Origin of the sequence: Paracoccus aminophilus JCM 7686, assembly GCF_000444995.1 — a bacterium.
Classification (GTDB): Bacteria; Pseudomonadota; Alphaproteobacteria; order Rhodobacterales; family Rhodobacteraceae; genus Paracoccus; species Paracoccus aminophilus.
This window is the reverse complement of record NC_022041.1, coordinates 2917501-2931084: the sequence shown is the minus strand read 5'-3', so window position 1 is coordinate 2931084 and position 13584 is coordinate 2917501. Positions and strand designations below refer to the sequence as shown.

Here is a 13584-nt window from a genome sequence, read left to right as displayed (position 1 = left end):
TCATTCCTGCGCGGGCTTTCCACATACTGGTCTAAAGCCCGCCCGCCAGAGCGTCAAGAAACCCGAAACTTGAAGGAAGACCATGCCCGAACTCATTTTCCCCGGTCCCGAAGGTCGTCTCGAGGGGCGTTACCACCCCCAAGTCCAGCGCGATGCCCCGATCGCGATCGTTCTGCACCCCCATCCGCAGTTCGGGGGCACGATGAACAATCGTGTCGTCTACAACCTGCATTACGCGTTCCACAAAATGGGCTTCACCGTCCTGCGTTTCAACTTCCGTGGCGTTGGCCGCAGCCAGGGCGAGTTCGATCAGGGCATTGGCGAGCTGTCGGATGCCGCCTCGGCGCTCGATTACCTGCAAGCGATGAACCCGAATTCCAAGCATTGCTGGGTCGCGGGCTTTTCCTTCGGCGCCTGGATCGGGATGCAGCTTCTGATGCGCCGCCCCGAGATCACGGGCTTCGTCTCGGTTGCGCCGCCGGCGAATATGTATGACTTCAGCTTCCTCGCGCCGTGCCCGGCCTCGGGGCTGATCATCAATGGCACCGCCGACCGCGTGGCGCCGCCCAAGGACACGAATTCGCTCGTCAGCAAGCTGCGCGAGCAAAAGGGCATCACGATCACCCATGAGGAAATCGAAGGCGCAGATCACTTCTTCCGCGACGACGAGGCCCATATGAAGCCGATGATCGACAATGTCCAAAGCTACGTCCGTCGCCGTCTGACCGAGTCGAGCCGGTGATCCTGAATGCCGTTCGAGCGCTCTGGCTGGCCAGCGCGCTCGTTCCCGGCTTCGCCGCGCTGGTGCTTTACCAGATGGCGCGGCTCAGGCTTTATTTTTGCAGCGGATCGGGCGGCGGCGAGCTGCCCGCGACGCTGAATGAATGGCGCCATCTGCTTCCCGGCCTGTCGGCGGGCGATCATATTCTCGCCTCTCTGATCTTTCTGCCGGTGATGGCGATTGCGCTGTTTGTGCCCGCGCGCCGGGTTTGGCTCGCGGTCGCGGCGGCGATTGTCTGGATGGCGGCGGTGCTCATCCATCTGGGCCTCCAGATCCCGCAAAGCTGCCCCGTCGAGCCGCAACGGCTTGAGCCGCTCTGGCTTTATATCTGGCCCGCCGCTCTGGCGACCATGCTGACCTTCCGCCTGAACACCTCCCGTCAGGCCGCGAGAAACCGAGACCTATGACCGACATCAGCCCGCTTTTCGCCTTTCTGACCGAAGCCGACCGGCTCAAGGGGGTCGAGCGGGCGAATGTGCTGATGGACAATTCCCGGCTCGAAAATTCGGCCGAGCACAGCTGGCATGTCGCGCTTTATGCGATGGTCTTTGCCGAGCCGGGTCTGGATCTCGACCGGGTGCTGGCGATGATCTTGCTCCATGATCTGGTCGAGATCGATTGCGGCGATCATCCGATCCACCTTCCCCATGACCTTGAAGCGGTGGCCTGCGCCGAGGATGCCGCAGCCGTCCGGCTTTTCGGGCTTTTGCCCGATGGCGCGGATTATCTGGCGCTCTGGCGCGAATTCGAGGCGGCCGAGACCCCCGAGGCGCGCTTTGCCAAGCGCATGGACCACATCCAGCCGCTCTTTCAAGTGCTGCAATCGCCCGAGCCGCGCCCGGACCATGTCAAGATCGTGCGCGACAATCTGGCGACGGGCCGCGTGGCGCGGTTTGCGACGGAATGGCCCGAGGCCGCCGTCCATTTCCGCGCGCTTCTGGACGGCCAGCCCATGCCAGAGGGCGATTTCGCCCGCCGACTGGCCTTTCTCGCCAATGCCGACCGGCTGAAGACCGTGCTGCGCGCGGGGATCCTCTGTGACGGCTCGCGGCGCGAGAACACCGCTGAGCACAGCTGGCACTTAGCGCTTTACGCGCTGATCCTCGGCGGTCTTGCGGGCCCGGGCGTGTCGGTCGCGCGTGTCATCAAAATGTTGATCCTCCATGACATCATCGAGATCGACACCGGCGATGTGCCGCTTCATTCGCAGGGCGGGACCGCACATGCCTCGGACGAGCAGGTCGGCAAAGAGCGCCGCGCCGCAGATCGCATCTATGGGCTTTTGCCCGATGCGCAGGGGGCCGAATTCCGCGCGCTTTGGGACGAGTTCGAGGCGGCCGAGACGCCGGATGCGATCTTTGGCAAGGCGCTCGACCGCGCCCAGCCGGTCGCGCTGAACATCGCCTGCGGCGGCGGCACCTGGGTCGAATATGATGTGACCTATGACCAGCTTTACCAGCGGGTCGCGGTCAAGATCGAACGCGGCGCGCCCGCGCTTTGGGCCTTTCTGCGCGAAAAGGCCGTGCCGATCCTGGCAGAGATCGCGGAGCGCCGGGGCTAGGCTAAAAGACGGTATGCAATCGCATACATCCCTTTCCATTCCCGCGAATTCTCGCTATAGGGCCAACAACCGCATTCCATTCCCGAGGGAGCACCATGTCGAAGATCAAGGTAGCCAATCCTGTCGTCGAACTCGACGGCGACGAAATGACCCGGATCATCTGGGATTTCATCAAGCAAAAGCTGATCCTGCCCTATCTCGACGTCGATCTGAAATATTACGATCTGGGCATCGAGCACCGCGACGCGACCAATGACCAAGTCACGGTCGATGCGGCCAATGCGATCAAGCAATATGGCGTTGGCGTTAAATGCGCGACCATCACCCCGGATGAAGCCCGCGTCGAGGAATTCGGCCTCAAGAAAATGTGGAAATCGCCCAACGGCACGATCCGCAACATTCTGGGCGGCGTGATCTTCCGCGAGCCGATCATCTGCTCGAACGTGCCGCGTCTGGTGCCGCATTGGACGAAGCCGATCGTCGTCGGCCGCCATGCCTTCGGCGACCAATACAAAGCCACCGATTTCCGCTTCCCGGGCAAAGGCACGCTCTCGATCAAATTCGTCGGCGATGACGGCGAGACCATCGAGCACGAAGTCTATCAGGCGCCGGGTTCGGGCGTCGCCATGGCGATGTACAACCTCGACGAATCGATCCGCGACTTTGCGCGCGCTTCGCTGAACTATGGTCTGCAGCGCGGCTATCCGGTCTATCTCTCGACCAAGAACACCATCCTGAAAGCCTATGACGGCCGCTTCAAGGACATCTTCGCCGAGATCTATGCCGCTGAATTCGAAGAAGAGTTCAAGAAGGCCGGTATCTTCTACGAGCACCGCCTGATCGACGATATGGTCGCCTCGGCGCTGAAATGGTCGGGCGGCTATGTCTGGGCCTGCAAGAACTACGACGGCGACGTTCAGTCCGATATCGTGGCGCAGGGCTTCGGCTCGCTTGGCCTGATGACCTCGGTCCTGATGACCCCCGATGGAAAGGTCGTCGAATCCGAGGCCGCCCACGGCACGGTGACGCGCCACTACCGCGAGCATCAGAAGGGCAAGCAGACCTCAACGAACTCGATCGCCTCGATCTTTGCCTGGACCGGCGGCCTCAAGCATCGCGCGAAACTCGACAACAACACCGCGCTTCTGAACTTCGCCAAGACGCTGGAGCGTGTGACCGTGCAGGCGGTGGAAGACGGCCATATGACCAAAGACCTCGCGCTTCTGGTCGGGCCGGATCAGAAATGGCTGACCACGATGGGCTATCTCGAAAAGGTCGACCAATATCTCAACAAAGCTCTGCAGGGCTGATCCGCCGCGCATTGCGATTTGATCTGAAATGGCCGGGAGATGTCCCGGCCATTTTGCATTCCGGCAGGCTCGCTTGCGGGTTGTGGAACGGCTGTGACGCTGTCGTGACCGCCTTTCACCTTTGCAGAAAGCAGCAAACGGCGCTAAAGGGAGGTGAAATTCAGCGGAGTCCCGAAATGAAAGCTGCCGTCATCACCTTTCCCGGCTCGAACTGCGACCGCGACCTTGCCGTGGCGCTGACCCGCGCCGGGGCCGAGGTCACGAAGGTCTGGCACAAGGACGACAGCCTGCCCGCCGGGACCGATCTGGTCGCTGTGCCGGGTGGCTTCAGCTTCGGCGATTATCTGCGCTGCGGCGCGATTGCCGCCCATTCGCCGATCGCCAAAGCAGTGCGCGAACACGCCGCGCGGGGCGGCTATGTCATCGGCATCTGTAACGGCTTTCAGGTTCTGACCGAGCTGAACCTTCTGCCGGGCGCGCTGATGCGCAATGCCGGGCTCAAGTTTATCTGCCGCGAGGTTGGGCTGCGCGTCGAGACCTCGGCCAGCGATTTCACCTCGGGCTATGCCAAGGGGCAGGAGATCCGCCTGCCGGTCGCCCATCACGACGGCAATTTCCAGATTGACGCCGAGGGTCTGGCCCAGCTGAAGGACCAGGACCGCATCGCCTTCACCTATGCGCCGGCCATCAACGGTTCGGTCGCCGATATTGCCGGGGTTCTGTCAGAGAACCGCCGGGTTCTGGGCATGATGCCCCACCCCGAGCGCGCGGCGGAAGCCGAGCATGGCAATACGGATGGCGCGCGGCTCTTCGCGGCACTGGTTGGAGGGCTTGTCGCTGCCTGAGGCGGGACAAAGCGCGACGTCCAGACCCGGGAGGGGCACCGAACGGGCGCCCCGGCCCTCGGGAGCAAACGGACCGGAGCAGGTTTCTCGATCCGAGAAAATGGCCACGATCAGCCGGTGGAGCTTTCGCGGCGCCGTGCTTTTGCTGCTCATCGTCGGCGCGGTCACGATCTGGTTCACCAATGCCTGGCTGACCGCCCGTTTTTCGGAAAACACCAAGGTGCGGACCGAGCTGCGCTCGGCGCTTTACAGCGGCAACCTTCTGTCGGAATTGCAGCGCACCGCCGTGGTGCCGCTGCTTCTGGCCCGCGATCCTGCGCTGATTTCCGCGCTGCGCAGCGGCGACTTCTCGACCACCTCGGCGCGGCTGATTACGGCGCAAAAGGAAATCGGCGCGGCTTCGATCACGCTGCTCGATGCCTCGGGGCGCACGGTCGGGGCGACCGACCGCAATCTGCTTGGCGCGAATTACGTCCAAGAGCCGTTTTATGTCGAGCCCTTGCGCTCACGCGATACGGTTTTCACGGTATCTCCCTCGAAACGCGGCGGTTTTGAATTCGCCTATTCGCGCGCCATGGTCGCGGAAGGGCGCACCGTCGGCGTGATCGTGGTTGGCGCGGATCTGTCGCGGATCGTGCGCAGCTGGGCCGGGATTTCGGATGCGGTCGCGGTCACCGACAGCAATGGCACGATCATTCTGGCGACCGAGCCGCGCTGGCGCGGCCTGACGCTGCCCGAGGCTTTAGAGGTCCGCTCGGCGCCCTCGGCGATTGCTCGGGCCTTTCAGGTGACCGCCGATTGGACCGCCGTGCCGCCCGATGCTTATGTCGCGGGCAAGGCGGTGATGCAGTCGGAAACCCGCATTCCCTTCCGCGGCTGGAAGATGATTTCCTTCACCACCTACGATTCGGTGCGCGAGCGCGTGAATGCGGTTCTGGCGCTGGAAATCATGGGCTTTGCCATCCTGCTCGCGGGGCTTTTCTTCCTGATGTCGCGCCGCGCGCGCGTCGAAAGCCGCGCCTATATGCGCGAATCGGCCGACCTGCGCGCGCTGAACCAGCGCCTGACGCTGGAGATCGCCGAGCGCGAGAGGATGCAAAAAGAGCTGCGCGTCGCCGAGCAAACCGTCCAGCAAAGCTCGAAACTCGCGGCACTTGGCGAAATGTCGGCGGGCGTCAGCCATGAGCTGAACCAACCTCTGGCCGCGATGAAGACCTATCTCGCCGGCGCGCGCGTCCTGCTGCAACGCGGGCGCAGCGAAGAGGCGATGTCGAGTTTCCAGCGCATCGACGATCTGATCGAGCGCATGGGATCGATCACGCGCCAGCTCAAATCCTATGCCCGCAAGGGCGGCGAGGCTTTCGAACCCGTCGATCTGCGCGCCGCCTTGTCCAGCGCGCTCGCGATGATGGAGCCGCAACTGCGCTCGCGCACCATTCGGCTGTCGCGCAATCTGCCGCGCTATCCGGTGATGGTCTATTGCGACCGCATTCGGCTTGAGCAGGTGATCATCAACCTCTTGCGCAATGCGATCGACGCTATCAAATCGGTGAAAGAGCCGATGATCGAGATCGAAGTCAACTCGGGCGCTCACGCCTATTTGTCCGTTCGCGACAACGGTCCGGGTGTATCCGATCTTGAGAAACTGTTTGAACCTTTCTTCACGACGAAGAAACCGGGCGAGGGCACAGGGCTCGGGCTCGCGATTTCTTCTGGCATCGTGTCGGATTTTGGGGGCAGGCTGACTGCCCATAACCTGTCGGGGGATGGTGGCTCGGGCGCGGTCTTCGAAATGGAGCTGCCCTTGCACCAACCCGGAAGCGAAGCTCGTAAGCCTGTGGCCGCCGAGTGAGTCATGATTGTGAAAGGTGACAGAGCGATGAGGCGCACGATGAAGATTGCGGTCGTTGATGATGAACCGGATATGCGCGAATCGATCAGTCAATGGCTGGTGCTTTCGGGCTTTGAAACTGAAGCTTACCCCAGCGCCGAAGAGGCGCTGAAGGTGATCGGTGCCGATTGGCCGGGCGTGGTGATTTCAGATATCCGGATGCCGGGTATGGACGGGATGCAATTCCTGAAAAAGCTGATGGGCGTCGATTCCGGCCTGCCGGTGATTATGATTACCGGGCATGGCGACGTGCCGATGGCGGTCGAGGCAATGCGGCTGGGCGCCATGGATTTCATGGAAAAGCCCTTCAACCCCGACCGGCTGACCGAGCTGGCCAAGCGTGCGACTCAGGCGCGGCGCATGACGCTCGACAACCGCGCTTTGCGCCGCGACCTGTCCGAAGGTCAGCAGGTGATGTCGAAGCTAGTCGGTGCAAGCCCGGTGATGGAGCGGCTGCGCGAGGATATCCTTGATCTCGGCCAAGCCGATGGCCACGTTCTGATCGACGGCGAAACCGGCACCGGCAAGACGCTGGTTGCCCATGCGCTTCATGCCGTGGGCCCGCGCGCGACCAAGAAATTCGTGCCGATTTCCTGCGCCGCCTATACGGACGAGAACCTGACCGCGAAGCTTTTCGGGCCGGTCGAAAGCGGTCTGCCTGCGGTCGAGGAAGCGCGCGGCGGTACGCTGTGCCTTGAAGATATCGAAATGCTGTCCGAACAGCTTCAGGCGCGCCTGCTGGCCTTTATCGCCGAGCAGGGTATCCCGGCAGAAACCCGGATCATCGCAATCTCGAATGCGCGCGCCGAGGGCCGTAAGGCCGAGGATTCGCTGCGTCCGGACCTGTTCTACCGCCTCTCGGCGCTGAAGATCACGCTGCCGCCCCTGCGGTCGCGCGGCGAGGATATCCTTGCGCTCTTTACCCGCATGACCGAGCAATTCGCTGATGAATATGGTTGCGAACCGCCTCAGGTGACCGCTCAGGAAGCCGCCCAGCTTCTGCAAGCGCCCTGGCCCGGCAACGTCCGTCAGCTGATCAACGTCGCCGAGCGCGCGGTTTTGCAAAACCGCCGTGGCACCGGCTCAATCACCTCGCTGCTGCTCGCGGATGGTGATGAAAGCCAGGAGGCGACGACGACCGAGGGCAAGCCGCTCAAGGAATATGTCGAAAGTTTCGAGAAAATGCTGATCGACAATACCATGCGGCGCCACAAGGGCTCGATCGCGGCGGTGATGGACGAACTTTGCCTGCCGCGCCGCACCTTGAACGAGAAAATGGCAAAATACGGGCTGAGCCGGTCAGATTATCTCTGAGCGCAGATGTCAGCGTGGTTTGGGCGGGCAGGGCAGAAGTGCCGTGCCCGCCTTGCTTTTGCGGGGGCTGTGGCGAAAAGATTGCCATCTTCGGGCGGCTTGCGAACAAGGCTTTGCAAATATCCCATTGTAACAGCCGCCCATTCCCCTTTATTCTAAAAAACTGCGGGGGCTCTCTCGAACGGAGAGCCGACCCCAGATCAGTTTCGCAGCGCGCGCGCTGGCCTGTGACCACAAAGGACAGGCGGCGCCATGCGCGGAAAATCAGAGCCCATGCCCTGCGGGGCCTCTGGACACGTTCTCGCTGCCCCGACCGCCTTTCGGAACGGGCCCATAAAGGTAAACAGACGCGATGGATCGCGCATTGAAACGAGCATCAAGCCGGAGGACGCGCGATGACGCGGCCGCCGCTTTTGTCGTTTGCTGCGCTCCGGACGCGTTCCAGCTATGCCGCAGTCTCTGCCCGTCCCCGCCAAGGCGTGGGGCCGGTCGGCTGCGCGGAAATCGGATACATGTCAAAGAAAATGCTGATCGATGCCACGCATCCCGAGGAAACTCGGGTTGTCGTGGTCGACGGAACCCGGGTTGAAGAATTTGACTTCGAGACCGTAAACAAACGCCAACTTGCCGGGAATATCTATCTCGCCAAGGTCACGCGGGTCGAACCCTCGCTGCAGGCGGCTTTCGTGGATTACGGCGGAAACCGCCATGGTTTCCTCGCCTTCGCGGAAATCCACCCCGATTATTACCAGATCCCGGTCGCCGACCGTCAGGCGCTGATCGAGGAAGAGCGCGCTGCCGCCGCCGCCGCCGAAGCCGAAGAACAGGGCGAGCGTCGCTCGCGTCGTCGCCGTGGTCCCAAGCCCGAGCGCGTCGCGGCCGATGAAACCGTTCATTCGGACGAGATCCCGGGCATGGAGGTTGCGGATTCCGCCGCCGATGACGAGGGTCACCTTGTTGAAGTGATCGAATCCGTCGGCACCATTACCGAAATCGGGGCAGGCGAAACCGGCGCGGAAAGCGACGAGGCCGATTCGGCTGAGGATGGCGATGCGGATACGGGTGAGGCCGAGGACGGCATCGAATCCATCGCCGAGGAAGATGTCTCGGAAGAGATCCACCATCACCACAAAAAGCCGCGCCAGCGCCGCTACAAGATCCAGGAAGTGATCAAGGTCCGGCAGATCATGCTGGTCCAGGTCGTCAAGGAAGAGCGCGGCAACAAGGGTGCGGCGCTGACCACCTATCTCTCGCTCGCGGGTCGCTATTGCGTGCTCATGCCGAACACGGCACGCGGCGGCGGTATCAGCCGCAAGATCACCAATGCGGTCGATCGCAAGAAGCTCAAAGAAATCGCCTCGGAACTGGAAGTGCCGCAGGGCGCGGGTCTGATCATCCGCACCGCAGGCAGCCAGCGCACCCGCACCGAGATCAAGCGCGATTATGAATATCTCATGCGCCTGTGGGAACAGATCCGCGAACTGACCTTCAAATCGGTCGCGCCCGCGCCGGTCTATGAAGAAGGCGATCTGATCAAGCGCACGATCCGCGACATCTACTCGAAAGAGATCGACGAGGTTCTGGTCGAGGGCGAGCGCGGCTACCGCACCGCCAAGGACTTCATGAAAATGATCATGCCGTCCCACGCCAAGAACGTGAAACATTACGGCGATGCGATGCCGCTGTTCTCGCGCTTCCAGGTCGAGAGCTATCTCTCGGGCATGTTCAACCCGGTGGTTCAGCTGAAATCGGGCGGTTACATCGTCATCGGCGTGACCGAAGCTCTGGTCGCCATCGACGTGAACTCGGGTCGCGCGACCAAAGAGGGCTCGATCGAGGACACCGCTTACAAGACCAACTGCGAGGCCGCTGACGAGATCGCGCGCCAGCTGCGTCTGCGCGACTTGGCCGGTCTGATCGTCGTCGACTTCATCGACATGGAAGAGCGCAAGAACAATGCCTCGGTCGAGAAGCGCTTCAAGGATCGTCTCAAGACCGACCGCGCCCGCATTCAGGTTGGCCGCATTTCGGGCTTTGGCCTGTTGGAAATGTCGCGCCAGCGCCTGCGTCCGGGGATGCTCGAATCCACGACCCAGCCTTGCGCGCATTGCCACGGCACCGGCCTGATCCGCTCGGATGACAGCCTCGCGCTGACCATCCTGCGCGCGATCGAGGAGGAGGGCACGCGCAAGCGGAGCCGCGAGGTTCTGGTGAAAGCGCCGATCGCGGTTGCGAACTTCCTGATGAACGCCAAGCGCGAACATATCGCCGGGATCGAAAGCCGCTATGGCATGTCGGTTCGGGTCGAGGCCGATCCGACACTGATCTCGCCCGATTTCGCGCTGGAGAAATTCAAGACCGCGACCCGTTTCGTGCCGGAAGTCACCTCGGCTGTGGTCTCGGTCGATGCGCGCCTGATGGCGCAGATCGACGATGAAGAGGCCGAAGCCGCTGACGAGCTTGAGGCCGATGTCGAGGTTGAGGTCGAAGCCGAGGTCGAGCAGGCCGTGGCTGGCACCGAGGAGAGCGACGGGGAAGGCGAGGCGGGCAGCAAGTCCAAACGCCGCCGTCGTCGCCGCCGCCGCAATGGCCGCAATGGCGAGCATGCCGAAGCCCATGAAGGCGAAGGCGCGGAAGAGGGCTCGGATGACGGGGCTGATGAGGCTTCCGATGCGGGTGAGGCTTCGGATACGTCTGCCGATGCGCCGACTGCAGAGGCCGAGGCTGGTCCTGCCGCCGAACCCGTTGCCGAGGAAAAACCCAAGCGCCGCCGCGCCCCGCGCCGCCGCAAAGGGGCCGAGCCGGTCGAGGCCGCAGAGGCTTCCGCGGAAGCTGAGGCAGGGGACTCAGCCAATGTGAACGCCGATGCCGCGATTGCGGCGGGCGAGGCCGAGTCGGTCGCGCAAGAGGATGGCGCCGCAGCAGCGGCTGCTGCCGCTGAGCTTGCTCCGGCCCCGGTCGCGCAAGAGGTCGAAGCGGCTGTCGCTGCCGAAGAACCGGCGCCGAGCGCATCCGAAGAGGCTCCGGCACCCGCCGCGCCTGCTGCTCCGGTCGCGGTCACTCCGGCCCCGGCCCCTGCGGTCGAAACCGAGGCACCCAAGCCCGAGCCTGTCGCGGCAGAGACGCCCGCGCAGCCCAAACGTCGCGGTTGGTGGTCAGCGAACTGATCACCCCACGCAAGAGTGAGAGGCGCGGGTCTTCCCCGCGCCTTTTTCATGGCTATGGTGCTGATCATGTTTGGAATTGAACTTATCGACGCCGCCTTCCTGCCCGCCGCCTTCGTGGCTTTGCTGGCCGGGCTTTTGTCTTTCCTCTCGCCTTGTGTGCTGCCGATCGTGCCGCCCTATCTGGCCTATATGACCGGCATCGGGGTGAACGGTCTCAAGACTGGCGAGCGCAGCGCGGTGGTGCCGGCGCTGTTCTTCGTGTTGGGCCTCTCGACGGTCTTCATCCTGATGGGCATCGCGGCCTCGGCCTTCGGGCGGGCTTTGCTGCAATATCAGGACCTGCTTTCGCGCGGCTCGGGCCTGGTGGTGATCATCCTTGGCCTGCATTTCCTGCATGTCATCCGCATTCCGTTCCTCGATAGCGAGGCGCGTCTCGATGTCGATGCCAAGGGGGGCGGGGCCTTTGGCGCCTATGTGCTCGGGCTCGCTTTCGCCTTTGGCTGGACGCCCTGCATCGGCCCGCAGCTTGGCATGATCCTCTCCCTTGCCGCTTCGGGTGCCGAGGCGCAGCGCGGTGTGGCCTTGCTCGCGATCTATGCCTTGGGTCTGGGGATTCCTTTCCTGCTGTCGGCGATCTTCATCAACCGCGCCATGGGGCTGATGAACCGGATCAAGCCGCATCTGAAGCTGATCGAGCGCGTCATGGGCGTGCTTCTGATCGCGGTCGGTCTGGCGCTCTTGACCGGGGCCTTCACGGCCTTCGCCTATTGGCTGCTGGAAAACTTCCCCGCGCTTGCCACGCTCGGTTGAGCCGGGATCAGATCGGCTACGCGTGACGCGGCCAGCTGTCGTGGCGTCAGATCGGAAGTGCCGCCTTGCTCTTTGCCCCGTTCCTCGCCCAGTCTGGCGCAAAGAGAACGGGGGGCAAGTCATGGCAGGTCACATACAGATCGTGATGGATCAAGCGGCGCTGAATACGTTTCTGGCCGCCGAGTTTCCGCAGGTTGCGCCCGATCTTTATGTGGACAGCGTCTCTGACTCCGAGTTGGTGCTGCGGCTTCGCGTCAAGGAGATGCATTTGCGCCCGGGCGGCACGGTGTCGGGGCCGACGATGTTCGGGCTGGCCGATGTCGCGATCTATCTGACCATTCTGTCGCGGATCGGACCGGTCGCACTTGCCGTGACGACGAATGCCTCGATCGACTTCATGCGAAAGCCCGAAGCGGGCCGCGATCTGCTGGCCTCGTGCCGCCTCCTTAAGCTGGGAAAGCAGCTTGCCGTGGGCGATGCGCTGATCCGCAGCGAGGGCAGGCCCGATCCGGTGGCGCGCTGTTCGATGACCTATGCGATTCCGCCTCATCGCGAGAGCCGTTCTGGCGCGATTCCAGGGTAAAACCGTGCCTTAGACTGAGGTATTTAAATACCTATTTTGTAAGCTTATGATTTTGATTGAGTAATTGAGGGTTTGCGCTCTTGACCGAAGCGGGGACATATCCGATATACCCCCATCTCGAATTCACACACCCCCAAAGGGCAGTCTTATGAAAACCTATACCGCAAAACCGGCGGAGATCGAGAAGAAGTGGATCCTGATCGACGCCGAGGGCGTTGTTCTGGGCCGCCTTGCTACGATCGTCGCCAGCCGCCTGCGCGGCAAGCACAAGCCGACCTTCACGCCGCACATGGATATGGGCGACAATGTCATCATCATCAACGCCGACAAGGTGCAGATGACCGGCGACAAGCGTGACCAGAAGAAATACTACTGGCACACCGGCCACCCGGGCGGGATCAAATTCCGCACCGCGCGTCAGGTTCTTGAAGGCGCTCACCCCGAGCGCGTCGTGACCAAAGCTGTTGAGCGCATGATCTCGCGCAACAAGCTGGGCAAGCTGCAGATGACCCATCTGCGCGTTTACGCTGGCACCGAGCATCCGCACGAAGCGCAGCAGCCCGAAGTGCTGGACGTCAAAGTCCTGAACGCCAAGAATACTCGGAGCGCGTAAGAATGGCCGAAGAACTCAAGTCTCTCGACGAACTGAAATCGGCCGTTGCTGCAGCTCCGGCTGCCGTTTCCGCGGCTCCGCGTGAAGCACAGCGCGATTCGCTTGGCCGCTCCTACGCCACCGGCAAGCGTAAAGACGCTGTTGCTCGCGTTTGGGTGAAACCGGGCAGCGGCAAAGTTGTCGTCAACGGCAAAGACATCGACGCGTATTTCGCGCGTCCGGTGCTGCAGATGATCCTGCGTCAGCCCTTCGAGGTTGCAGGCGTTGTCGGCCAGTATGACGTTTACGCCACCGTGACCGGCGGCGGTCTTTCGGGTCAAGCCGGTGCGGTCAAGCACGGCATCTCAAAAGCTCTGCAACTGCACGAGCCGACCCTGCGCGCCGCTCTGAAAGCCGCTGGCTTCCTGACCCGCGACAGCCGCGTCGTCGAGCGGAAGAAATACGGCAAAGCCAAAGCTCGCCGTTCGTTCCAGTTCTCGAAGCGCTGATTCGTTTCGATACGAACGACAAAACGCGCCCTCCGGGGCGCGTTTTTCATTTTCGGCCCCGGTTTTACCGGGAATTAAGACGGATGTGGTCCTGTGCAGAGAGTGTCTCAGCCCGGATCAGGAATGCCGACTTACATTGTGAACCAGCTCTATTTTGGCAAGTTCCAGGATCTCGACCCGGTCGAGGCGTCCGGAACCGGCGCGAATATCATCAACCAGAC

13 protein-coding genes (1 of these 13 only partly in view) are annotated in these 13584 nt (G+C 62.4%); all 13 read left to right on the top strand.

Translation table 11 applies throughout. The annotated features are described in order from the left end of the window. The first annotated feature begins 82 nt into the window (after positions 1 to 82). Complete coding sequence (locus JCM7686_RS14295; RefSeq protein WP_020951523.1) at positions 83 to 742, top strand: alpha/beta hydrolase; 660 nt, start codon at positions 83 to 85, stop codon at positions 740 to 742. Then, entirely contained in the window at positions 739 to 1188 is a 450-nt protein-coding gene (locus JCM7686_RS14290) for a hypothetical protein (protein ID WP_020951522.1), read from the top strand. Before JCM7686_RS14295 ends, JCM7686_RS14290 begins: the two co-directional genes overlap by 4 nt. Continuing rightward, positions 1185 to 2342 (top strand): HD domain-containing protein, encoded by a 1158-nt coding sequence (locus JCM7686_RS14285; RefSeq protein WP_020951521.1) that lies wholly within the window; start codon positions 1185 to 1187, stop codon positions 2340 to 2342. Before JCM7686_RS14290 ends, JCM7686_RS14285 begins: the two co-directional genes overlap by 4 nt. Before the next feature lie 95 nt (positions 2343 to 2437). Then, positions 2438 to 3652, top strand: a complete 1215-nt coding sequence (locus tag JCM7686_RS14280; RefSeq protein WP_020951520.1) for an NADP-dependent isocitrate dehydrogenase — start codon at positions 2438 to 2440, stop codon at positions 3650 to 3652. Positions 3653 to 3828: 176 nt separating this feature from the next. Further along, positions 3829 to 4497, top strand: coding sequence for a phosphoribosylformylglycinamidine synthase subunit PurQ (purQ, locus tag JCM7686_RS14275; RefSeq protein WP_020951519.1), 669 nt, complete (start codon positions 3829 to 3831; stop codon positions 4495 to 4497). A gap of 100 nt (positions 4498 to 4597) precedes the next feature. Beyond that, the gene (locus JCM7686_RS14270; protein ID WP_041527374.1) at positions 4598 to 6349 is read left to right on the top strand and encodes a sensor histidine kinase; all 1752 of its coding nucleotides are present in this window, start codon (positions 4598 to 4600) and stop codon (positions 6347 to 6349) included. A gap of 27 nt (positions 6350 to 6376) precedes the next feature. Beyond that, complete coding sequence (locus JCM7686_RS14265; RefSeq protein WP_020951517.1) at positions 6377 to 7702, top strand: sigma-54-dependent transcriptional regulator; 1326 nt, start codon at positions 6377 to 6379, stop codon at positions 7700 to 7702. 512 nt (positions 7703 to 8214) lie between these two features. Continuing rightward, positions 8215 to 10869 carry an Rne/Rng family ribonuclease gene (locus JCM7686_RS14260; RefSeq protein WP_041527958.1) on the top strand — a complete coding sequence of 885 codons (2655 nt, stop codon included), beginning with the start codon at positions 8215 to 8217 and terminating at the stop codon, positions 10867 to 10869. A 66-nt stretch (positions 10870 to 10935) separates the two neighbouring features. After that, entirely contained in the window at positions 10936 to 11679 is a 744-nt protein-coding gene (locus JCM7686_RS14255) for a cytochrome c biogenesis CcdA family protein (protein WP_041527957.1), read from the top strand. 121 nt (positions 11680 to 11800) lie between these two features. Then, the gene (locus tag JCM7686_RS14250; protein ID WP_020951514.1) at positions 11801 to 12262 is read left to right on the top strand and encodes a PaaI family thioesterase; all 462 of its coding nucleotides are present in this window, start codon (positions 11801 to 11803) and stop codon (positions 12260 to 12262) included. 148 nt (positions 12263 to 12410) lie between these two features. Beyond that, positions 12411 to 12875 (top strand): 50S ribosomal protein L13, encoded by a 465-nt coding sequence (rplM, locus tag JCM7686_RS14245; protein ID WP_020951513.1) that lies wholly within the window; start codon positions 12411 to 12413, stop codon positions 12873 to 12875. 2 nt (positions 12876 to 12877) lie between these two features. After that, positions 12878 to 13363 carry a 30S ribosomal protein S9 gene (rpsI, locus tag JCM7686_RS14240; RefSeq protein ID WP_020951512.1) on the top strand — a complete coding sequence of 162 codons (486 nt, stop codon included), beginning with the start codon at positions 12878 to 12880 and terminating at the stop codon, positions 13361 to 13363. A gap of 123 nt (positions 13364 to 13486) precedes the next feature. Then, positions 13487 to 13584, top strand: partial view of a Hint domain-containing protein gene (locus tag JCM7686_RS23560; protein WP_020951511.1) — the 5' end (the start) only. The gene runs 1051 nt beyond the window's last position; 98 of the gene's 1149 nt are visible here — the first part of the coding sequence; it begins with the start codon at positions 13487 to 13489; its stop codon lies beyond the right edge, outside the window.